We start from the raw sequence: 24097 nt of genomic DNA on the forward strand, positions 1-24097 counted from the left end.
GTTATGAGTGATGAATTAAAGGATTTTACAGTAACACCTACACTTACATTTGAACCTTTACAGGAACAGGCTCCTGTGGCAGAGGTTAAGAAAGAAGAGCCGGCAAAATCAGAGATGGATGACAGCATTTTATCTGAGGAAGAAAGAAAGATTGTTGATGATTTTGCCCGCCAGATTGACATTAGAAATTCTGCGGCAATTTTACAATATGGAGCAGGAACACAGAAGAAAATGGCAGATTTCTCAGAAGATGCCCTTGATAAAGTACGCACTAAGGATTTGGGCGAAGTAGGCGATTTACTGGAAGATGTAGTGACAGAATTAAAAAATTTCGATGCAGAAGAAGAGCGTAAAGGAATTATGGGCTTTTTCAAAAAAGGCGCGAACAAGCTGGAAGCTATGAAAAATAAATATACCAAGGCAGAGGCAAATGTAAATAAAATTGTGGAAACATTGGAAAAACATCAGATACAGCTGATGAAGGATGCAGCAATTATGGATAAAATGTATGCATTAAATCTGAATTATTTTAAAGAGCTGTCTATGTATATTTTAGCGGGAAAGAAGAAACTGGAAGAAATTCGCGCAACAGAGCTGCCTCAGCTTATGAGCAAAGCGCAGGCAACAGGTCTTCCGGAAGACGCGCAGGCTGCAAAAGATTTGGACTCATTGTGTGAGCGTTTTGAAAAGAAAATCCATGATTTGGAGCTGACACGTATGATTGCAGTACAAACAGCGCCACAAATCCGTCTGGTACAGGGAAATGATACTTTAATGGCGGAAAAAATCCAGTCTACCATTGTCAATACCATTCCTCTTTGGAAGAGCCAGATGGTGATTGCTCTTGGAGTAGCGCATTCCACAGAAGCTGCAAAGGCACAGCGAGAAGTAACAGATATGACAAATGCTCTTTTACAAAAGAATGCACAGACTTTAAAAATGGCTACTGTCGAAGCAGCGAAAGAGTCTGAAAGAGGAATTGTGGATATTGAGACGTTACAGAAAACCAACGAGTCTCTTATCAGTACCTTTGATGAGGTTATGAATATTCAGCGGGAAGGCAGAGAAAAGAGACGTGCTGCAGAGGCGGAGATGTATCGTCTGGAAGGTGAACTGAAACAGAAACTTTTGCAGATTAATCACTAATTGGAGGTGGATTTATGTATCGTGAGCATACAAGGGTTGTGCAGATTGGAGATAGAAAAATCGGTGGGGGAAATCCCATTTTAATACAGTCCATGACCAATACAAGGACAGAAGATGTTGAAGCAACTGTGGAGCAGATACTGGCGTTAGAAGCAGCAGGATGTGAGATTGTCAGATGTACTGTGCCTACCTTAGAGGCAGCAGAGGCTTTAAAAGAGATTAAAAAAAGAATTCATATTCCGCTGGTGGCAGACATCCATTTTGATTATAAAATGGCCATTGCTGCCATGGAAAACGGAGCGGATAAAATCCGTATTAATCCGGGTAACATTGGCAGCATTGAGAAAATAAAAGCAGTGGTAGACGTTGCGAAAGAGAGAAATATTCCCATTCGTGTAGGTGTAAACAGTGGTTCTTTAGAGAAAGAACTGGTGGAAAAATACCATGGAGTGACAGCTGAAGGTCTGGTGGAAAGCGCTCTTGATAAAGTGAAAATTATTGAAGATTTAGGCTATGATAATCTTGTAATCAGCATTAAATCTTCTGACGTAATGATGTGTGTAAAGGCACATGAATTACTGGCAGAGCAGACCAATTATCCTCTGCATGTAGGCATTACGGAGGCAGGGACTTTATATTCCGGAAATATTAAATCAGCAGTAGGATTGGGGATTATCTTATATCAGGGAATTGGCGATACCATTCGTGTGTCCTTAACCGGTGACCCGGTAGAGGAAATCAAATCAGCAAAGAGAATTTTAAAGACTTTAAACCTCAGAAAAGGTGGAATTGAAGTAGTGTCCTGTCCAACCTGCGGAAGAACGAAGATTGATTTAATCGGACTGGCAAATCAGGTGGAGACTATGGTACAGGAGTTTCCTCTGGATATCAAAGTTGCTGTTATGGGCTGTGTAGTGAATGGTCCGGGAGAAGCAAAAGAAGCAGATATCGGTATTGCCGGAGGCAAAGGGGAAGGTCTTCTGATTAAAAAAGGTGAAATTGTAAAAAAAGTTCCTGAGGCAGAACTGTTGTCAGTTCTTCGGGAAGAACTTGCAAACTGGAAATAAGTATGGAGGCATTGTTTCATGGAGAAAGAATTTCTAGATGTGTTTCGAAATCTGGAAGTAGGAGAAGAACTTGGTGCACTTTTAAGGGAAGTAGCAGTTACGAAAGTCGCCGTAAATCCACAGAAGGATCATATCCGAATTTATATCCGAAGCCGCCAATGGATACATAAAAAGTATATTTATACACTGGAAAGAGCTATTTCACAACAGTGCTTTCCGGGGGTGAGCATGGAGGTAAAAGTGCTGGAAAAGTTTACACTTTCCAGCCAGTATACCCCTCAGTTATTTTTTGAGGCGTATCAATCTTCTATGGCTCTGGAGCTTAAAAATTACAGCATTCTGGTCTTTAATATGTTCCGGAATGCTGTAATTACGTTTCCACAGACAGATACTATGCATATACTTTTACAATCCACAGTGCTGGCAAAGAGTAAAGAAGATGAACTGGTACAATATATAGAAAAAATCTTTTGTGAAAGATGTGAGTTTTCTTTAAAAGTAGAGACAGAATATGAAGAAATAAAGGAAAGTAAATTCCGTAAAAACAGTGATATTCGTATTGCACAGGAAGCAGCTCATATTGTAGAAATGTCCTCTCTCGGAAAAGAAAAAGAAGAGGTTGAGGAAGTAAAAGAAGAGCCGAAGAAAGCTCCTGCAAAACAAAAGGAAAAAGAAAAGACGAAAATAGAGAAGAAAGAAGCTCCTGCAAAACGTGGATTTTCTGACTTTAAACGCAGTGTAAAACGCTCCGACAATCCTGACGTACTGTATGGAAGGGACTTTGATGATGAAGTAATTCCATTGGAAAACGTGCAGACAGAAATGGGAGAGGTCTGCGTCAGAGGGAAGATTATGTCTCTGGAAAAGAGAGAAATTCGAAACGAAAAGACGATTATTATTTTTTCCATTACAGATTTTACAGACTCTATTACCGTAAAGATGTTTGCCAGAAATGACCAGGTGGAGGAGATTACAGAAGGCGTTAAGGAAAAGGCATTTGTAAAGCTGAAAGGTATTACTACCATTGACCGATACGACAGTGAACTTACCATAGGTTCTGTGGTGGGAATTAAGAAAATTGCCAGTTTTGAAAACAGCCGTTCTGATAATTATCCGGAGAAACGCGTGGAACTTCACTGCCATACCAAAATGAGCGATATGGATGGAGTATCTGATGCAAAAGCTCTCATTAAACGTGCTTATGAGTGGGGACATAAAGCTATTGCCATTACAGACCATGGGGTTGTGCAGGCGTTTCCTGAGGCAAATCACTGTTTTGATGCATGGGGTGGTGTCGTGCCGCCAGAAGCGGATTTTAAAGTGATTTACGGTGTAGAGGCTTACCTTGTAGATGATTTAAAAGGGATTGTGCAGAACAGTAAAGGGCAGAGTTTACATGCGCCTTATGTGGTATTTGACATAGAAACAACAGGATTTTCCGCTTTAAAAGATAAGATTATTGAAATCGGTGCGGTAAAGGTGGAAAACGGAAGAATTACAGAGCGTTTTTCAGAATTTGTAAATCCGCAAATTCCCATACCATTCCGGATTGAGGAACTGACCAGTATTAATGACAATATGGTGGCAGATGCGCCTACTATCGATGTTATTTTGCCCAAATTTGAAAAGTTCTGTGAGGGATGTGTTATGGTAGCCCATAATGCAGAGTTTGATATGAGTTTTATCAGGAAGAATTATGAGGATTTAGGTATTGAGCGAGAAGATACGGTGGTTGATACTGTGGGGATGGCAAGATTTCTTCTTCCGCAGCTTAACCGTTTTAAACTGGATACAGTGGCAAAAGCAGTAGGAGTTTCACTGGAACATCACCACAGAGCAGTGGATGATGCTTCCTGTACAGCCGATATTTTTGTGAAATTTATTGAAATGTGTGCAGAAAGGGATATTTTCAATCTGGATGAGCTGAATGAAAAGGGAACAGTTTCTGTTCATTCCATACAGAAAATGCCTACTTATCATGCCATTATTCTGGCAAAAAATGATGTGGGAAGAGTAAATCTATACCATTTGATTTCAGACTCTCATTTGATTTATTATCACAGACGTCCCCGTATTCCCAAGAGCCTGTTTTTGAAATATCAGGAGGGACTTCTTATTGGTTCTGCCTGCGAAGCAGGAGAGCTTTATCAGGCTGTTTTAAATGGAAGACCGGAACAGGAAATTTCCCGTCTGGTGAATTTTTATGATTATCTGGAAATCCAGCCTCTTGGCAATAATGCTTTTATGTTAAAGAATGAAGACCGTTCGGATATTACCTCATGGGAGGACTTGCAGGAAATCAATAAGAAGATTGTAAAGCTGGGTGAGGCATTTAATAAGCCGGTTGTGGGAACCTGTGATGTGCATTTTTTAGACCCGGAGGATGAGGTGTATCGAAGGATTATTATGGCAGGAAAAGGCTTTGATGATGCAGACGACCAAGCGCCTTTATACCTTCGTACAACTGAGGAAATGCTAAAGGAATTTTCTTATCTGGGAAGGGAAAAAGCAGAGGAAATCGTCATTACCAATCCAAATAAAATCGCAGATATGGTAGAGAAAATATCGCCTATTCACAAGGGAAAATGTCCTCCTGTTATTGAAAACTCCGATGCCATGTTAAGGGAAATCTGTTACAGTAAAGCCCATGAAATCTATGGAGAAAACCTGCCGGAAATGGTAGAAGCACGCTTGGAAAGAGAGCTGAATTCCATTATTTCCAATGGGTATGCCGTTATGTATATGATTGCCCAGAAGCTGGTTTGGAAGAGTAACAGTGACGGATATTTAGTAGGTTCCCGTGGTTCTGTTGGTTCTTCCTTTGCGGCTACCATGTCGGGAATTACAGAGGTAAATCCTCTAAGTCCCCACTACTATTGTGCAAAATGTCACTACGCAGATTTCGACTCAGAGGAGGTACGGGCATATTCCGGAAGGGCAGGATGTGATATGCCAGATAAGAAGTGTCCCGTATGTGGAGAGCCTCTGGTCAAAGAAGGATTTGACATTCCTTTTGAAACATTCCTTGGATTTAAAGGGGATAAAGAGCCTGATATTGACTTGAACTTTTCCGGTGATTATCAGGGAAAAGCGCACCGTTACGTTGAGGTTATCTTCGGTGCAGGGCAGACATTTAAGGCAGGAACAATCGGTACGCTGGCAGAAAAAACAGCTTTTGGTTATGTCAAGAATTACTATGAGGAACGTGGACAGAGAAAGAGATATTGCGAAATTAACAGAATTGTGCAGGGCTGTACAGGGGTAAGACGTACCACAGGACAGCATCCGGGAGGAATTATTGTACTTCCTATCGGATGGGATATTGAGGAATTTACGCCGGTTCAGCACCCGGCAAATGATATGAACAGCGATATTATTACTACGCATTTTGATTATCACTCCATTGACTCCAACCTTTTGAAACTGGATATTCTGGGGCACGATGATCCTACCATGATTCGTATGCTGGAAGACCTTACCGGTATCAACGCCAGAGAAATTCCGCTGGACTCTAAAGAGGTTATGTCCTTGTTTAAAAATACAGATGCGCTGGGAATTACACCGGATGATATTCGCGGCTGTCCTTTGGGCTGCCTTGGTATTCCTGAGTTTGGTACAGATTTTGCCATGCAGATGTTAATTGACGCCAATCCCACTTCTTTTTCTGACTTGGTTCGTATTTCCGGTCTGTCTCACGGAACAGACGTGTGGCTGGGAAATGCACAGGATTTGATTAAATCAGGAACAGCAACTATCACTACCTGTATCTGTACCCGAGACGATATTATGATTTATCTGATTAATAAAGGTCTGGAGCATGGACAGGCATTTACCATTATGGAAAGTGTGCGAAAAGGTAAGGGATTAAAGCCGGAATGGATTGAAGAAATGAAAAAACATGATGTTCCCGACTGGTATATTGAGTCCTGTAAAAAGATCAAATATATGTTCCCGAAGGCCCATGCGGCAGCGTATGTTATGATGGGTTGGCGAATTGCCTATTGTAAAATTTTTCATCCGCTGGCGTATTATGCAGCATATTTCAGTATTCGTGCAACGGCGTTTTCTTATGAGTTGATGTGTCAGGGAAAAGATAAACTGGAATATTTTATGGATGACTATGAAAAGCGAAAAGATACCTTGAGCAAAAAAGAGCAGGATACTTACAAAGATATGCGAATTGTTCAGGAGATGTATGCAAGAGGCTTTGACTTTGTTCCCATTGATATTTATAAGGCCAATGCACATACGTTCCAGATTATAGACGGAAAACTGATGCCTGCCTTAGATACCATAGAAGGACTGGGAGACAGGGCAGCCGATGCCGTGGTAGCAGCGGCAGAGGAAGGAAACTTCCTGTCACTGGACGATTTCAGAAATCGAACAAAGGTTACGTCATCTACCATTGATTTGATGAATGATTTGGGATTGTTTGGAAAATTGCCGAAGTCTAATCAGATGTCGTTGTTTGACTACCAATAATTCTATTTTATACAAATATGGATACATTTTTAGCTGAGCGTAAAATGTATCCATATTTTCGATTGATGTAGCAACCTTATTTTTCATAAAGACCGGAATATACTTTCTTGTCCAGCCTTAAATAAATACTGTATAAAATCATCACAAATAAACCGATTATCGCTATCATTACCCATACGGTACGGAAAGGGTAATAGTCGATAAGTGTTCCTATTACATAATTACTTAAAACTCCGATTAATCCGGCGAAGCTGTTTGTAATGCTTAATACTCTTCCACGATGTGTTTCCGGTATTCTCTTTGTAAGATAAGGTGTTTTTGATATGGAACCGAATATTTCACCTATGGTAAACAGTATCATCCCAATAATCGCAATGATAAAATAATGATTTACAAAGATAAAGAAGGCAAGTCCTAATGACTCTAATAGCTGTCCCAAATACATAATCCTGATATCAATTACTCCGGAAAGCTTTTTGGTGAATATGGGCGTGCCGATTACTACGACAACAGCATTGATACTTGTTAAAATTCCAAATTTAAAAGCTCCTGAGCCGTGGAAGGCTTCCTCCATATGTAAAGGCATCAAAAAGTTAAATTGATTATAAATCAGCGCAGCTATGCCGGAAATAACAAATAACAGAAAAAATAATTTTCGTTCAGAAAAAACTTTGAATATGGAGCCTGTTTCACCTTTTTCATATTCGTTCCTTGCTTCGTTATCCTGGTCAGCAGCTTTTACATTCTTAATAAAAATTAAAAGCAGCAGCGTACTGCTTATATCTGCCAGACCGTTAATGAAAAAAGACAGGCTGAGATAATGATTAAATAAAATACCGCCGATAGTCGGCGCCAAAACTAATCCTAAATTCATCGAAAGGTAATTCAGGGAATAGGCTCTTTCCCTATCTTTGTAGGTTGTCAAGTCAGCAATCAGAGCATCATAAGCCGGCTGTTCCATTGCCTGAAATAAGGAAGCAATCGCTAATAAATACAGCGTTGTCATGGACATTGGTAATACAGCGCAAACGAAATAGAGGCTGTTTCCAATTAAGTCAAAGGTAACGATGATATGCTTTTTATTGTATTTGTCAGCCATCTTACCTCCTAGTAAGTAAAATGGTCCCATAAACATAGAAAATATCATCATATACAGGCCAATCGTCTGTCCGTTCAGCCCCAGCTTTTCACTCATGATTAAGGTAAGCATGGGCCATATTAAAGCTCCCATACTTGTCATGACTTTACCAAAAGCCAATACATAGATTTCTTTTGGCAAATGGCTGTACATTGAGAAATGCTTTTTTAGAAATTTCATAGGCATTATTTCCTTTACGTTCTGACAATTTTTTGCGAGTAGCCTATATAAAAAAAGAGTTGTCGCATTAAATATTTATGAGAATACTTAATGTGACAACTCCGGTTATGAAAATTAGAATTTCTCTCCTGAGAGTAATTCGTAAGCTTCTACATATTTTTCAACTGTTTTGTTGATTACTTCTTCTGGAAGGAGGAAGTCGCTTTCTGGATTTGCTTTCAGCCAGTCACGAACGTACTGTTTGTCAAAGGATGGCTGTCCCTGTCCTGGTTTGTAGCCTTCTAATGGCCAAAATCTGGAGCTGTCCGGTGTAAGCATTTCATCGCCGAGGACTACATCTCCGTTTTCATCTAACCCAAATTCAAATTTTGTATCTGCAATGATAATATTTTTTGTAAGTGCATATTCAGCACATTTTTTATACAATGCAATTGTGTAATCACGAATTTTTTCTGCATATTCCTGTCCGCGTCCAGGATATAATTTTTCTAAAGTTTCAACAGTCTCTTCAAAGGAAACATGTTCATCGTGGTCACCGATTTCTGCTTTTGTAGTTGGTGTGTAAATTGGTTCAGGCAGTTTATCAGACTCCTGTAATCCTTCCGGAAGCTTAATGCCGCATACAGTACCGTTTTTCTGGTAGCTTTCCCAACCGCTTCCTGTAATATATCCACGCACGATGCACTCAACAGGGAGCATTTCCAGTTTCTGGCAAAGCATGGTATGTCCTTCGAATTCCGGCTGCTGGAAGAATTCCGGCATATCCTTTACATCTGTAGAAATCATGTGGTTTGGAACAATATCCTTTGTAAAATCAAACCAGAATTTTGACATTTTTGTAAGGACAACACCTTTATTTGTAACTGTGTTTTTAAGAATGTAGTCAAATGCGGAAATTCTGTCTGTTGCATAAATAACTAATTCTTCTCCAATGTCATAAACCTGACGTACTTTTCCTTCTTTAAATGGTTTGTACTCCTGCATGTGTTTTCACCTTTCCTCTTATATAATTATAGTTTGAACCGCTTTTATTGTAACAAATTTTTGAAAAAAAGAAATAGTATTTCCAAAAAAAGTATAAAATCTTTTAAACTTCTCCCAGAATTTCAGAAAGAGCCTGTAAAAGTTCATTATTTTTTTCAGGACTCATCATGCAGAAACGGATGAAGGAACTGTCCAGAAATGGAAAAGTGGAGCAGTCACGTATCATAAGTCCTCTGCGGATGCAATAGTCAAAGACCTGTTCGGAGGTGACGTCTTCCTTTAAAATTTTCACAAGAAGGAAGTTGGAACAGGAAGGATATACCTTTACACTTTTCCAGGAGGATAAGATTTGGAAAAGCCGTTCCCTCTCTCCGGAAATTAAAGCTCTTGTTTTGTCAATATATTCTTTATCAGAGAACATAATACAGCCTGCAATTTCTGCCAGACTGTTAATTGTCCAAGGGTTTTTCTTTGTATTAATATATTTTAAAAGGTCTGGATTGCCTGTTACCGCATATCCCAGACGCAGACCGGGAGCTGCAAAAAACTTGGAAATACCACGCAGAACAATGAGATTATTGTAGTTATTGGTAAGAGGAATAGAAGAAATTTTACTGTCTAAAGGAGCAAATTCTTCATAAGTTTCATCTACCATAACACAGGTTCCATACTGCATACAGGTATCTAAAATTTTGCGCATATCCTTTCTGGTAATTGCTGTAGATGTAGGATTATTAGGATTACAAAGTACCAGTAAATCAATGCTGTCATTTAAGTGTGAGCAAAAATCAGAGATATTGATTTGAAAATTATCTTCTTCCAAAAGTGGATAGTAAAGAGTCTGACCGCCCTTTAATGCGATTTCACGCTCATATTCCGAATAGGTAGGTCCTAAAATTAAGGCTTTTTTTGGATTGGTTGTCTGGATAAACAGAGAAATCAGTTCTGTGGAACCGTTTCCCACAATGATATTTTCAAACTGAGCGCCCGTATAGTCGCAGATGCTTTTGCGGAGTTTTGTATAATCTCTGTCAGGGTAATTTGTAATGGCATCAATGTGAGTTGAGAGCGTATCTCTTAGCAGAGGAGAGATGCCAAGGGGATTTACATTGGCAGAAAAGCTGGTAATATCCTCTTTTTTTATGTGATAAATTTCTTCTATTTTTTCCAAATCGCTTCCGTGAAAGTGGTCTTTATGTTTCAGCATGAAATAGCCTCCCTTTTTGTATTAAAGTTGCACAGCAATTCATTGTAGTGTATAATTCATAGTAGCAGAATATTGTTAATTGTTCAATAAAAAGAAGACGGAGTAAAGGTGATATTTTGAAAACACGAATGGACCAACTGATAAATGGAAGATTTGAATACGATGTACCGGAGCTTACTTTATCAACAGAAAAAATTGTATTAAAAACAATGCCGGAAGAAAAGCTCAGGGGTGAATTAGAATTTGCAGCAGAAGATAAACGAAAAATAAAAGGAATGGCATACTCTACACACAGACGGTTCCTTTTAGGTAAGGAAAAATTTGCAGGAGAAAAAATCATTCTGCCATATGGAATAGATGCTAAAGGACTGAAAAGTGCAGACAAAATAGAAGGAGAGATTGTTTTAAGCACCAGTATAGGAGAATACAGGGTGCCTTTTTCTATTGAAGTAAGGAAAACACAGGTGCGGACTTCTCAGGGAACTGTGGGAACATTGGAAGAATTTGTTGCCCTTGCAAAGGAGGATTTCCGAGAGGCATATCAGCTCTTTGTGGAAAAATCTTTTCCACAGCTTTTGAAAGGGAGAGAAGAGTTACTGCCTTATTATGAAGCAATGGTAAAAATGCCTGCTCCTTATCAGAATTTAGAAGAATTTTTAATTAAAGCAGGATTAAAAGAACCTGTTTCCTTAAGTCTTGAAAAGGAAAAACTGGAGCTTTATGAAGTACAGAGTTCTTTAAAAGATACATTGCGTATAAGAAGGAATGGCTGGGGATTTTTAAGAGCGGAGATTACAGTTTCAGGAGATTTCCTGGAAGTAGAAAAACAGGTTATACATGACGGGCACTTTATCGGAAGTGTATATGATTTAGAATATATTATTCGAAAAGAATATTTGGGCAAAGGGAAAAACTTTGGCAGAATTTCCATTAAAACCGTGTATGAAACCATTACTTATGAGATTATGGTTTCAAAAAGCAATCGAATACAGGTGGATGTAACTGCTTATGAGAAGAAAAAGAAGCTGGAAGCAGCGAAATCTCTTTTAGAACTTCAACTGGGAAAAGTGACTGTTTCAGAATGGTGTGATAATACAAAGGCGCTTTTAGATGAATTAAAAGAAAATGGTTATTATTCTACAGAATGTCAGCTTTTTGAAGCTTATATGTGGGTTTTAAAAGGACAGGAAGATGAGGCAAGACGACTTTTAGACTCTTTGGAAAACAATCAGAGAGTGAAGAAAGAAGAAATTTTAGAAGGGGCATTTCTGTATCTTGATGAAATATCTCACAGAAGTACACAGTTAAAAGAAAAGACAGCTGTGCGTTTACAGCAGTTATATCAAAGACGTGTGGACAGCTGCCTGCTTCTATATATGATTTTTGAAATGGATGAAGAGGCACTTAGAACGCAATCCAGAAAGATGTTCTTCTTAGAGGAACAGTATCGAACCGGCTGTAGAAGTCCATTTTTATATTTAATGGCATGTAAGTTAGGCGCGGAAGATGGTTCTGTTTTCCGAAAAATGAACCATTTTACTATACAGGTATACCGCTTTGCCCGGAAATATGGAATGCTTACAGAGGAAATGGCGTTTCGTGCAGTGGATTTAGCAGGTCAGTTAAAGCGTTTTTCAAAACCAGTGTATGAAATTTTATCTTATATCTATGAAAAGTATCCTTCTGCATTGGTAATAAAAGGAATTTGCCAGTTTGTAATGAAGGGAGAACCGAGAAAACAGGAATACTTTAAATGGTATGATTTGGCTGTTCGGGCGGAATTGAAAATTACAGGTTTGTATGAATATTATATTGAAACTATGAGCAGGAATTATCAGAAAGTCCTGCCAAAGGTTATCCGCCTGTATTTCGGATATAACAATACATTAAGTGACCAGAGAAGGGCGTTTATCTATAGTAACATTATTCGAAATAAAGAAATTGATAAGGAAACTTATCAGGCTTATAAACAAAACATGGAAGTTTTTGCCTGTGACAAAATTAAGGAAGGCAGAATGAATGAAGATTTTGCAGTGGTGTATCAGGAATTTTGCGTAAATTCCGAAGATGAGAACGTACGTGCAGCTTTGGCAAAGGTTTTATTTACTTACAGGCTTTATTGTGATGATCCTAAAATCTGTAAAGTAATTGTCCGCCATACTGCAATGAAAGAAGAGCAGGTGTATCTGTGTACAGACAGAACAGCCTATATTTCTCTCTATACACAGGATGCGGCAATTTTATTTGAGGACAGCAGCAAGCGCCGATATGCAGGTACCGTAGACTATAATCTTCATAAACTTTTAGATATTGAAGAATTGTCAGGAAAGCTGGCAAAAGATGGGCAAAGATATGCAGGAATGCTGCTGCATACCTGTGGGGAATTAAAACATGAAAATTCCATTACAGAAGAGAATATTTCCAGCTTCGAAGCTGTTTTAAAACAGGATATCTTTGAGGAAGATTATCGACAGGAAATCCGTAAACGTCTGCTTCTCTACTATGAGTCACAAATGGACAATAGGAATTTAAGAGAGTCTTTAAAGGAGATGGATTTTAAAGCATTTGCAAAAGTAAATAAAAGCCTTCTGGTTACGATTTTAGTGAAACAGGATATGTTTGTAGGGGCTTATGATTTAATCTGCGAATACGGATATGAAGATGTGGAGATGTCCATTCTTTTAAGAATGTGCAGCAGAATGATTTTGAATTTAGAGTTTGAATATGAGGAAGAATTGCTGTTGCTGGCAGGCTATATTGTAAAATCGGGTATTTATGATGAAATTCTTTTAAAATATATGGCATCACATTTTGAAGGCCCTGTATGGGAGATGACAGAACTGTGGAAGCGTGTCAGAGGTTTTTCTCTGGACTGTTATGCTTTGGAAGAAAGAATTCTTCGGTACAGCATGTTCACCAGAATTTATTCTGAGCAGGGGCTGGAGGTTCTGAAAGATTATATACAGCAGGGAGGAAATGAGCATGTTATTTTGGCTTACCTGACTTTTGAGTCTTACGGCTATTTTGTAGGAGGAAAAGAAACAGGGGAAATCCTCTTTGATGGGTTGGAAAGTCTTATGGATAAGGAGTGGGAATGTGATATTATCTGTAGACTGGCTCTTTTAAAACATGATACAGAGCAGAAGAAATGGGATAGTAAGAAGCGGCAGAGAGCACAGAAAATTTTGGAAGAGTGTAGAAGAGAGCGTCTGAAATTTGAATTTTTCCAAGAGATGCCAAGAGAGCTTTTGCAGGCATGCCAGATGGAAGATAAGATGTTTGTAGAGTGCAAGGCGGGACCGGGAGCAAAGGTCACGCTTTACTATCAGGTAGAGAGAGAAAATGTGATTTCTGAAGAAAAAACAGAGCCGCTGAAGGAACGATATCAGGGGATTTATAATAAAGAATTTATCCTGTTTTACGGAGAAAAGCTTTTATATCGTTTTGTAATAGAAAGAAACGGACAGACATGGGAAATCCCACAGCAGATTTTACAGGTAGAAGATGCGGAAATTTACGGACACAGTAAATATCAGCTGTTAAATCGAATGCTGAAGCTTTTGGAAGAAGGAAAGAAAGATGAACTTTCTGCTATGGAGCAAGCTTATTTGCAACAGGAAAGACAGGTGGCACAATTATTTGAATTGCTGGATTAAGGGGTGAAAGAAATGAACGAAACGAGAAACATTATAGTAGGGCTGGAAATCGGAAAGCTTCAATCACAGCTTTGTTATTACGACAGGAAAGAGAAAGAACCCATTTCTGTTTCTGTAAAGGCAGGGAGTAATCAGTATCTTTTTCCCACCTTGTTATCCGTAAATCCGGAAAAGGAAGTCTGGCATTATGGGCTGGAAGCGGAATATTTTTCAGCCAATGAAGGGGAAATTGCAGTAAACGGGCTTTTAGGTATATGGGGAGAAGGAAGTAGTGTTCATATCGGAGAAAAAGATTATGAGCCTGCTAAACTTATGGAAGCTTATTTAAAAGGTGCGTTGTCTCTTTTAGGAGTGGGAGAACCTGTAAGGCAGATAAAAGGATTGATGATCACTGTGCCCAAGCTTTCAGCTTCCATGGTTAAAGTTATTTATGAGGCGGTTGAGATTATGGGATTTTCCAGAAACCAGATCTTTTTGCAGGATTATGACGAGAGCTTTTATTATTATGTAATGAACCACAGGAAGGATAATTGTACAAGAAAAATCGGGTGGTTTTTGTTTGAAGGTAATCAGGTGTCTTTTGCAAGGCTGGTTATGGACAATCAAAAAAGACCGGCAATGGCATGTATTGAGCATGGAATTACAGCAGAGTTATCCACAGATCCGGTGAAGAGGGACGAGGATTTCTATCGTTTAATTGACCGCTCCTGTGGAAAAGATCCTTATTCCAGTATTTATATAGTGGGAGAAGGGTTTGAACAGGATTGGGCGGTACGTTCTATTCCATTCTTATGCAGAAATCAGAGACATGTTTTTTATGGCAATAATCTTTATGTAAAAGGCGCCTGTTATGGAGCCAGAGAAAAATGTGATGAGGGAAATTTAAAAGGATATTTGTACCTGAGTCCTTCTTTGGTACGGAATAATGTGGCAATGGAAATGCTGGTGAATGGTTCTCCAAAGACTTACTCCCTTGTGGAAGCAGGTAAGAACTGGTATGAAATTCATACAGAGCTGGAATTGATTTTAGATGAAAAAGAGGATTTGGAATTTGTGGTAACACCTATGGAGGGAGGAAGTAAGACAAGATTTAGTATGAAGCTTCCGGGACTTCCGAAAAGACCGAATAAAACTACGCGATTGAAGATTTGTATATCATACGAAAATAGTGAAACCTGTGTAATTGTTGTGGAAGATATGGGATTTGGAGAGATGTTTCCTTCTAATGGAAATGTATGGACAGAGAAAGTGTCATGGTAAAGGAGGACAGGAATGAGCGGATATATTTTATGTCAGTTAAAGAGAGCAGAAATTCCCTATTATATCGAGAATATCAGCACGAACATTTATAGTATTGAGGAACTGTGCTATTATTTTTACCATAATATTTATCTTCTGGATGAAAGTATTTTAAATGAGCATCTCTGTGACTGGATCCGAAAGGAATTTGGTCTGGAGAAACTATATCGCCGTCTTTATAAAGTGTTGGAAGAAGATATGGGAACAGGAGAATTTATTCTCGCCGTGTTTAAAGAAATCAATTATCTGACACATCAGGAATTTAAGGAGTTAAATGAACAGATTTCTCTGTTGGAGCAGCAGCCAAAAGTTCTTCGAGAGAAGAAAAAGGGGGATTATCTGGTAGAAAACAAAATGTATGTAAATGCTGTGAAGATTTATGAAAATGCTCTTTTGAAGGAAGACAAGGAAGGTCTGGGAGAACAGTTTCGTGGTGGCATTTATCACAATATGGGATGTGCTTATCTGCATTTATTTCAATTTGAAGAAGCAGCGGAGTGCTTTTTGAAAGCATATCAGTTTTTGCATACAAAACAGGTACTCTCGCATTATCTTATGGCGTGCTGCATGGGAAATCAGGAGGAGTTTCCGGGAGTATGCAACCGTATGGGAGTTTCTCCTCAAATGCAGGAGGAAATAAAAGAAAAACTGAAAAATGCCGGTGAAGCTGTGGAAAAACCGGAAAATCAAGAACCGGGAAAATGTTTAGAAGGATTTATCAGGGATTATCACAGGAGCACAGGATTTTAGGAAAGGCTTTATATGAGTATTTTCGGCTTGTGTTTTTAAAGTTAATGAGATATAATCCAGATGTATTACACTGAGTAAGATAAGAAAGCAGAGGTAAGAAGAATATGAGTACAGACAGATATGTAAGCCCATTATCTGAGCGCTATGCAAGCAAAGAAATGCAGTATATTTTTTCTCCGGATATGAAATTCCGTACATGGAGAAAATTGTGGATTGCTTTGGCTGAAACAGAAAAGGAATTAGGTTTAAATATTACCCAGGAGCAGATTGACGAATTAAAAGCTAACGCAGACAACATTAACTATGATGTGGCAAAGGAAAGAGAAAAACAGGTTCGTCATGATGTTATGTCCCATGTTTATGCTTATGGGGTACAGTGCCCAAAAGCAAAGGGAATTATTCATTTAGGTGCGACAAGCTGTTACGTAGGTGACAATACAGATATTATTGTTATGACTGAGGCATTAAAACTGGTTCGTAAAAAACTGGTGAATGTTATTGCAGAACTGGCAAAATTCGCAGAGGAACATAAAGCTCTGCCAACACTTGCATTTACTCATTTTCAGCCTGCACAGCCTACAACCGTAGGAAAGAGAGCAACTCTTTGGATGCAGGAATTCTTATTAGATTTAGAAGATTTAGACTTTGTACTTAGTACAATGAAACTGTTAGGCTCTAAAGGAACAACAGGAACACAGGCAAGCTTTTTAGAATTATTTGACGGAGATCAGGAAACCATTGATAAAATTGATCCGATGATCGCGCAGAAAATGGGATTTAAGGAATGTTATCCTGTTTCCGGACAGACTTATTCTCGTAAAGTAGATACAAGAGTTTTAAATGTGCTGGCAGGAATTGCTGCAAGTGCGCATAAATTCTCTAATGACATTCGTCTGCTTCAGCACTTAAAAGAAGTAGAAGAACCATTTGAAAAGAGCCAGATCGGTTCCTCTGCTATGGCATATAAGAGAAACCCAATGAGAAGTGAAAGAATTGCATCCTTGTCCAGATTTGTTATGGTAGATGCTTTAAATCCTGCCATTACATCTGCAACACAATGGTTTGAAAGAACGCTGGATGACTCTGCAAACAAACGTCTTTCTGTTCCGGAAGGCTTCCTTGCCATTGATGGTATTTTAGATCTTTGCTTAAATGTGGTAGATGGCCTGGTTGTATATCCAAAAGTTATTGAAAAACGTTTAAGAAGTGAACTTCCATTTATGGCTACAGAAAATATTATGATGGATGCTGTAAAAGCAGGGGGAGACCGTCAGGAGTTACATGAAAGAATTCGTGAGCTTTCCATGGAAGCAGGAAGAAATGTAAAAGTAGAAGGTAAAGACAATAATCTTCTGGAACTGATTGCTGCGGATCCGGCATTTAACATGACACTGGAAGATCTGCAGAAAACTATGGATCCTGCAAAATATACAGGACGTGCGGCCGTTCAGGTAGACAACTTCCTGAAAAAAGTAGTTAATCCTGTTTTGGAAGCAAATAAAGAGCTTCTGGGTATGACAGCAGAGATTAATGTGTAAAAACAACAGAAATGAGAGGACATGATATGAAAGAGGAAAAGAAGGGGAGAGCTTCAGCGCTTTTGCCTATTGGAATATTTCTTGTCATCTTTATCGGTGCGGGAATTATTTCTAATGACTTTTATACAATGCCGGCCATTGTAGGATTTTTGATTGCTTTGGTTGTAGCATTTTTACAGAACCCCAGAGTGCGTTTTCACGATAAAATTTCTATTATTTCTAAAGGTATCGGAGAAGAAAATATCGTGACAATGTGTCTGATTTTTCTTGCTGCAGGTGCTTTTTCCGGCACGATTAAGGCGGCAGGGGGAGTAGAAAGTACCGTAAATTTAGGACTTTCTATTATGCCTTCATCTATTGCAGTAGTAGGGCTGTTTATTATCGGCTGCTTTATTTCCGTATCTATGGGAACATCTGTAGGAACGATTACAGCGATGGCTCCTATTGGTGTGGGAATTGCAGAAAAAACAGGAATTTCTATGCCGATTTGTATGGGCGCTATTGTATGTGGGGCTATGTTCGGTGACAATTTATCTATGATTTCAGATACAACTATTGCAGCTGTTAGAACTCAAGGCTGTGAAATGAAAGATAAATTTAAGGAAAATTTCCTCATTGTATTGCCGGCGGCAATTATAACAGCAGTTATTTTCTTCTTTATTGCCAGCGGAAATGCAGGAAAAATTGATGAAGAATTGAATTATCAGGTAGTTAAAGTTGTACCATATCTGGTAGTGTTAATCGGAGCTTTAATTGGAATTAATGTGTTTATTGTTTTAATTGCAGGAACAGTATTATCTGCTATTGTAGGTGTGGGAACAGGAGCTTTTGCCATTGGAGAAGTATTCCAGAAAATGGGTGAAGGAATTACCAGCATGTATGACATTACCGTTATTTCCATTATTGTGGCTGCCATTGTAGCTTTAGTGAAGGAATACGGTGGAATTGAGTTTATTTTGAATTTGATTAAGAAAAGAATTAACGGGCCAAGAGGGGGAGAATTTGGTATCTCAATTTTGGCATTGCTGGTAGACTGCTGTACAGCAAATAATACAGTGGCAATCGTTATGTCAGGTCCTATTGCAAAGGAAATCAGTGAGGAATTTGGTGTATCACCAAGAAGAAGCGCTTCTTTATTGGATATTTTTGCATCAGTAGGACAGGGTATTATCCCTTACGGAGCACAGCTTTTGACAGCAGCAGGACTTTCTGCATTGTCTCCGGTACAGATTATGCCATATCTGTTTTATCCGATTTTGATGGGTGTCAGTGCGATTTTATTTATTCTGTTTAGAAGAAGAACTACAAAATAAAAAACAGCAATAGGTTATGTGGCCTATTGCTGTTTTTTATTTTACTCCGAAATCCAATAATTGTCGAACTGCATTTTTCTTGCCTGTAAAATGAACTGCATGGAAGCCAAGTGCACGTGCTTCAGCGACATTGTCCATTAAATCATCAATAAATACAGCTTTCTGTGGAATGATTTTAAAATCTGTAATCAGTTTTTGATAAATTTCCGGTTCAGGCTTTATGTAGTGTATTTGCCAGGACATATATCCTCCATCTACAAGATTTAGAAAGTCCAGCTCGTTTATGCACCGGTCATAGACGGGTTTTGCAAAGTTGGATAAAATATAAATCTTATAGCCTCGTTTTTTCAAATAACTAAGCCAGTCTTTGGTGTAAGGATAGGTGGAAATCGTTTTTCCAACAGCATCAAAGGTTTCACGAATTTCTTTTTCGTAGCTGGGTGCATTGGAAATAAAGGTCTGTAAAAGTTCTTCTTCTGACAGAGTTCCACGGTCAGCTTCAGCCCATTCCTTGCTGAGAAAAACGGCTTTGGCTACAGCAGTTCCCGTTTTTTCATCATATCCTAATTCTTTTAAGAGTTTCTTCCAGTCATATTTTGCAAGCACATTGCCAATATCAAAAATCAGCGTATCGATTTCGGAAGTTTCCGCAGAGATTTTTGGTATTTCTTCATTTTTGGGATGTGTCCATTTGTATACCAGCATAAAGGCATACAAGAGAATAGGTATCACCACAGTAGCATAAAGAGATGCCATGAGCATACTGCCTGTCTTAGAATGGTCTGTTAGAGATAGAATAAAAGTCAACACGTACATACCTACTAAAAGACCGACTCCAATGATTGCAAGAAGTCGTTTCATGTTTTTCACTTCTTAATCTCCCTTTTTTAGAATATCTATTGTACTATTATAATAATTTTCGAGGGTATCGTCAATGTATAATGACAGAATTTTACTATATGAGTATGAAACCATGGAAAAAGAATTGAGAAATCTGCTGTATCAATATCAGGAAAAACTTTGGATTGACAGTCTGGGAAAGAGTTTTGATGACAGAGAAATTTACAGGATAATCGTGGGAAATAAAAACGCAGGAAGAAAGTTGTTATTTACAGGAACCATTCATGGGAGAGAATATATGACAGCAAAGCTTCTGGTAAAACAGACGGAGCATTTTCTTCAGTATATGTGCAAAAGGGGGAATAAGGATTTTGATGTGGCAGTACATGTAATTCCTATGGTCAATCCTGACGGAGCAGCGCTGTGTCATAGGGGCATAGAGGGAATTAGGAAAAAAGAATTAAAAGAAAAGCTTTTGAAAATAAAGGAAAAGAAAGATTTTGTCAGGTGGAAATCCAACGCAAGAGGCGTGGATTTAAACAGAAATTTTGATGCTTTTTGGAAGGAATATTCCTGTGAAAAACAAAAACCTTCTGTGGAAAAATATAAAGGCGCATATCCGGAGTCAGAGGTGGAAACAAAAGCGCTTACAAAGCTTACAAGAAAGGAAAAATTTCAGGCAACCATAAGCTATCATTCCTCAGGAGAGGTGATTTACTGGGATTTCGGACAGCAGGGAAAATTAAGGGAAGACACCAAGAAGCTGGCAAAAGTGATAGGAGACACAACGGGATACGAGATAATAGACGGGTGGGATAAAATAGCACCGGCGGGATACAAGGACTGGGCGCTTCTGGAAATGAAAATACCCAGTATTACCATAGAAATCGGAAAAGGGGACTCCCCGCTTTCGGAAAACGAATTTCCTGAAATATGGGAGAAAAATAAAGATGTCTGGAAGAATATTCTTCGTATTATGTAGGAGAATGAGGGTGCTTGCAAACACCCTCAAAAAGGGGAGGATAAAGTATTTCTACTTTTTCTTTTGTTGTCTGCAGGGAGGGATGCGTCTTTGTATCATCTCCCTGTGGACTATTTGTAGTATAGACAGAAATTGAAAAGTTATACAAAAATAAAAAGAAAATAAAAAAAGAAATTTTACTTTACTCTCTTGCAGGTTTCTTATATACTGTATCCTAAATAAATTATAAGAGAAGGGAGTAAGACACTGCACAATGGATGAAGATGACTGTACCAATAAGGAAAATCCTTCTGTACATCTGATGTTGCGCTGGATAGGCGTAAGCCTGTATTTGCGGGAATGAGAAAAAAGCAATCAGATATCAGATTATTTAAGGAGGAAAGAAATTGGGAAGTACAATTATTTTTATGATTTTATTACAGGTAGTATTGATTTTATTAAATGCGGTTTTTGCATGTGCAGAAATTGCAGTGATTTCCATGAACGATAATAAAATGGAAAAGATGGCGGAAGAAGGAGACAAAAGGGCGAAGAGGCTTGTAAAGCTTACAAGTCAGCCGGCACGTTTTCTGGCAACTATTCAGGTGGCGATTACCTTGTCCGGTTTTCTGGGCAGTGCTTTTGCAGCAGAGAACTTTTCCGATGTGCTGGTAAAAGGTATTCAGGGATTGGGAATTGCTATTCCGGTTCAGGTTTTAGAGTCTGTTTCCGTTATTTTAATTACCATTGTGTTGTCTTATTTTACACTTGTGTTTGGAGAGCTTGTTCCAAAGCAGATTGCCATGCGAAAGGCAGAGCCCTTTGCTCTTGGGATTTCAGCTTTGATTGACGGAATTTCAAAGATTTTTTCACCGCTGGTGAGCTTTTTGACATTTTCCACAAATTCTGTTTTAAAGCTTTTAGGCATTGATACAGACAAAGAGGAAGAACAGGTCAGCGAAGAGGAAATTCGCATGATGGTTGATGTGGGAACAGAAAAGGGCACCATTGATTGTGAAGAAAGAGAATTTATACAAAATGTATTTGAATTTGACGATTTATCCGCAGAGGAGATTGTGACACACAGAACCGATGTGGTGATGCTGGATATGGAAGATGACATGGAAACATGGAGAGAAACTATTTACCATACCAGATATACCATGTATCCTATCTGTGAAGAAACAGCGGACAAAATTATCGGTGTGTTAAATGTAAAAGAATACTTCCGTTTGGAAGATAAAAGCCGCAGCGTTGTTATGGAACATGCAGTAAGTCAGCCATATTTTGTACCGGATACGGTAAAAGCAGACGTGCTGTTTCGAAATATGAAAAAGAAAAAATGCTCTATGGCAATCGTACTGGATGAATACGGCGGAATGACGGGAATTGTAACCTTAAATGATTTAATCGAACAGTTGGTAGGGGAATTGGAAGAGGATACCTTTCCTGAGCTTGAGCCTTTAGAAAACGGGGCATGGAAGGTGAGAGGAACGGCATTGCTGGAGGAAATGTCTGAAATGCTGGCAATCCCGCTTCCAAGTGAGGAATATGATACCTTTAACGGTCTTGTATTTCATGCGTTGGGGAGTATTCCGCAGGACGGCACAGAGATGTCTTTAGAAATTGACAGATTGTGTATCACAGATATGAAAATTCACAATCATAAAGTCGAGAGCGCAGTTGTTACCATAAAAGAGACCTCTGACATGGAACAATCCGAAGAGGAAAGAAAGTAAGGATTGAAAAAAAGCTGATTTTCGTATATACTGTATCTGTTGAACCAAATGGTGAAATATGAAAATAAAAACAAAAGGCAGGTAAGATACATGGCATTATTACAGGAATGGAGAGATATGGCATACTCTCAGCAGGCTGACAGAGCACAGCTGCAGAAATTCTGGACAGAGTACTTTTTAATTGAAAAGGGAATTTACGAAAAACTTCTCAGCAATCCAAATGAAGTTGTAAAAGGTACAGTAAAAGAACTGGCAGAAAAATTCGATGTAGAATTGATGTCTATGGTAGGTTTCCTTGACGGTATTAACGACAGCTTGAAAATTCAGAACCCAATCGAAGAAATGGATGAAAATACAGAGGTAAATTTAGGATATGATTTAGAAACTCTGTATAAAAACATGGTAGACGCAAAAGCAGACTGGTTATACGAGCTTCCACAGTGGAACAGCATTTTCTCAGAAGAAAAGAGAAAAGAACTGTACTTAGAGCAGAAAAAATCCGGTACTGTTGTAAAAGGTCCTAAAATCGGACGTAACGACCCATGTCCATGCGGAAGCGGCAAGAAATATAAACATTGCTGCGGAAGAAAATAAATAGGTGATAAAAGAACAGAATTTTTTATCAGATACAGGGAAGGCTGTAGGGTAAAAGGTTCTGTTTTTTTACGCAAGAAAAAATTTTATTTGATATAGACTCAGCTGCTTCATTTGCAAATACGGGCATTTTCTGGTTTTTCTGCGCCGCTTATAGATGCTTTTTCAGCCAAATTCGTGCTGAAGCACTCAAACACGGCTTTCAAAATATCACTATAGAAAATATTCCGAATTATTTGTCAAAGGAGCGATGGCATTTTATATTCAAAAACAGAACATTTTCAATATAAGGAGCATAAAGAATGGCGGGTATTTGTTTTCTTTTAGGAGTTGCCAGTGTTTTGTATTTTCTGGGGATTTGGAGAATTGCGGGATTGTCTTCTAAATTTCCGCTGATATGGCTGCTGACTGGCGGCGGATTTTTTCTGGCAGGGAGTTGTATTTATTTTGAAATAGAAATTCCGGTATGGTTAAGTGTTTTAACAGGAATTTTTGTAGGGGGATTTTTGCTGTTATTGGTGTTTACGGAGTATTTTATTATAAGTGCCATGCATCAAAAGGAAGTGAAAAATCTGAATTATATTGTGGTGCTGGGAGCGCAGGTGAATGGAAAGATACCCAGTAAATCTTTGCAGTACCGCATTGACAGGGCAGAGAAATATTTACGTGAAAATGAAAAAACCAAGGCTGTTCTTTCCGGAGGAAAAGGGGAGGATGAGGAAATTTCAGAAGCCCAATGTATGGCAAAGGAACTTGATAAAAAGGGAATTGTGTCCGGGCGTCTGCTTTTGGAGGCGAAATCCAGAAACACAGAGCAGAATATTGCGTTTACCATACCGATTATTCAGCAGGACAGTGAAAAAGATTTAAAAGAGCTGAAAATCGGAATTGTGACTAATGGGTTTCATGTCTATCGAGGCAGCAAGATTGCTCAAAAGAAAATGCAGTGCAGGGTTTATGGAATTCCTGCAAAGAATTCTCGATTTTTACAGGCAAATTACTTGCTGCGGGAATTTTTTGGTGTGGTAAAAGACAGGATTGAGGGGAATTTATAGAAAAAGAGGTTGACAAATAAAAGATATAGGATATATTATGTGGATAGAAAGAGAACACGTTGACGAGACGAGTAAAATGTGGAAGGTCACAGAGAGGAGTGTGTATGCTGAAAGCACTCTGTCACGGAAGCATTTGAAAACTACCTCT

The 24097-nt window shown here is 38.7% G+C and carries 16 protein-coding genes and 1 other annotated feature (1 of these 17 only partly in view); of the genes, 12 read left to right on the top strand and 4 right to left on the bottom strand.

The window, feature by feature from the left end; all coding sequences use genetic code 11:
* Nucleotides 1–3 precede the first annotated feature (3 nt).
* Genes BQ7352_RS07515 through BQ7352_RS07525 form a run of 3 tightly spaced genes read left to right on the top strand, consistent with a single transcriptional unit; the run spans nt 4 to nt 6695 of the window.
* Nucleotides 4–1146 carry a toxic anion resistance protein gene (locus tag BQ7352_RS07515; protein ID WP_072448302.1) on the top strand — a complete coding sequence of 381 codons (1143 nt, stop codon included), beginning with the start codon at nt 4–6 and terminating at the stop codon, nt 1144–1146.
* 14 nt (nt 1147–1160) lie between these two features.
* Nucleotides 1161–2213 (top strand): flavodoxin-dependent (E)-4-hydroxy-3-methylbut-2-enyl-diphosphate synthase, encoded by a 1053-nt coding sequence (gene ispG / locus BQ7352_RS07520; RefSeq protein WP_072448304.1) that lies wholly within the window; start codon nt 1161–1163, stop codon nt 2211–2213.
* Between the two features lie 18 nt (nt 2214–2231).
* Nucleotides 2232–6695: a PolC-type DNA polymerase III gene (locus BQ7352_RS07525; protein WP_072448307.1), complete on the top strand. Its 4464-nt coding sequence runs from the start codon at nt 2232–2234 to the stop codon at nt 6693–6695.
* Between the two features lie 76 nt (nt 6696–6771).
* On the opposite strand, the gene BQ7352_RS07530 is transcribed toward BQ7352_RS07525, so the two are convergent.
* The 3 genes from BQ7352_RS07530 to BQ7352_RS07540 form a co-directional block, all read right to left on the bottom strand.
* On the bottom strand, nt 6772–8013 hold the full coding sequence (locus BQ7352_RS07530; RefSeq protein WP_242948549.1) for an MFS transporter: 1242 nt from the start codon (nt 8011–8013) through the stop codon (nt 6772–6774).
* A gap of 114 nt (nt 8014–8127) precedes the next feature.
* Nucleotides 8128–8997: a phosphoribosylaminoimidazolesuccinocarboxamide synthase gene (locus BQ7352_RS07535; RefSeq protein WP_072448312.1), complete on the bottom strand. Its 870-nt coding sequence runs from the start codon at nt 8995–8997 to the stop codon at nt 8128–8130.
* A gap of 103 nt (nt 8998–9100) precedes the next feature.
* Nucleotides 9101–10204 carry a pyridoxal phosphate-dependent aminotransferase gene (locus tag BQ7352_RS07540; RefSeq protein WP_072448314.1) on the bottom strand — a complete coding sequence of 368 codons (1104 nt, stop codon included), beginning with the start codon at nt 10202–10204 and terminating at the stop codon, nt 9101–9103.
* Nucleotides 10205–10320: 116 nt separating this feature from the next.
* On the opposite strand from BQ7352_RS07540, the gene BQ7352_RS07545 reads away from it, so the two are divergent.
* The 5 genes from BQ7352_RS07545 to BQ7352_RS07565 all read left to right on the top strand — a co-directional run bounded on the left by BQ7352_RS07545 (nt 10321) and on the right by BQ7352_RS07565 (nt 18760).
* Complete coding sequence (locus BQ7352_RS07545; protein ID WP_242948550.1) at nt 10321–13860, top strand: DUF5717 family protein; 3540 nt, start codon at nt 10321–10323, stop codon at nt 13858–13860.
* Between the two features lie 12 nt (nt 13861–13872).
* Nucleotides 13873–15120 (top strand): DUF5716 family protein, encoded by a 1248-nt coding sequence (locus BQ7352_RS07550; protein ID WP_072448319.1) that lies wholly within the window; start codon nt 13873–13875, stop codon nt 15118–15120.
* Nucleotides 15121–15132: 12 nt separating this feature from the next.
* Entirely contained in the window at nt 15133–15909 is a 777-nt protein-coding gene (locus BQ7352_RS07555) for a hypothetical protein (protein ID WP_072448321.1), read from the top strand.
* Between the two features lie 104 nt (nt 15910–16013).
* Complete coding sequence (gene purB / locus BQ7352_RS07560) at nt 16014–17447, top strand: adenylosuccinate lyase (RefSeq protein WP_072448323.1); 1434 nt, start codon at nt 16014–16016, stop codon at nt 17445–17447.
* Between the two features lie 26 nt (nt 17448–17473).
* Complete coding sequence (locus BQ7352_RS07565) at nt 17474–18760, top strand: Na+/H+ antiporter NhaC family protein (RefSeq protein ID WP_072448326.1); 1287 nt, start codon at nt 17474–17476, stop codon at nt 18758–18760.
* Between the two features lie 36 nt (nt 18761–18796).
* Here BQ7352_RS07565 and BQ7352_RS07570 read toward each other — a convergent pair whose 3' ends face one another.
* Nucleotides 18797–19621: an HAD family hydrolase gene (locus tag BQ7352_RS07570; protein WP_242948559.1), complete on the bottom strand. Its 825-nt coding sequence runs from the start codon at nt 19619–19621 to the stop codon at nt 18797–18799.
* A 73-nt stretch (nt 19622–19694) separates the two neighbouring features.
* Here BQ7352_RS07570 and BQ7352_RS07575 point away from each other — a divergent pair, with 73 nt between their 5' ends.
* The 4 genes from BQ7352_RS07575 to BQ7352_RS07590 all read left to right on the top strand — a co-directional run bounded on the left by BQ7352_RS07575 (nt 19695) and on the right by BQ7352_RS07590 (nt 23949).
* Nucleotides 19695–20582, top strand: coding sequence for a M14 family zinc carboxypeptidase (locus BQ7352_RS07575; protein ID WP_072448330.1), 888 nt, complete (start codon nt 19695–19697; stop codon nt 20580–20582).
* Between the two features lie 386 nt (nt 20583–20968).
* A complete protein-coding gene (locus BQ7352_RS07580; protein WP_242948551.1) occupies nt 20969–22300 on the top strand; it encodes a hemolysin family protein in 1332 nt (443 codons plus the stop codon).
* A gap of 90 nt (nt 22301–22390) precedes the next feature.
* Nucleotides 22391–22894: an SEC-C metal-binding domain-containing protein gene (locus BQ7352_RS07585; protein WP_009246493.1), complete on the top strand. Its 504-nt coding sequence runs from the start codon at nt 22391–22393 to the stop codon at nt 22892–22894.
* A gap of 302 nt (nt 22895–23196) precedes the next feature.
* Nucleotides 23197–23949 (top strand): YdcF family protein, encoded by a 753-nt coding sequence (locus tag BQ7352_RS07590; RefSeq protein WP_072448332.1) that lies wholly within the window; start codon nt 23197–23199, stop codon nt 23947–23949.
* 50 nt (nt 23950–23999) lie between these two features.
* Nucleotides 24000–24097: a binding site (T-box leader), on the top strand (it continues 119 nt past the right edge of the window).

The organism is Blautia sp. Marseille-P3201T (genome assembly GCF_900120295.1).
GTDB lineage: Bacteria > Bacillota > Clostridia > Lachnospirales > Lachnospiraceae > Blautia.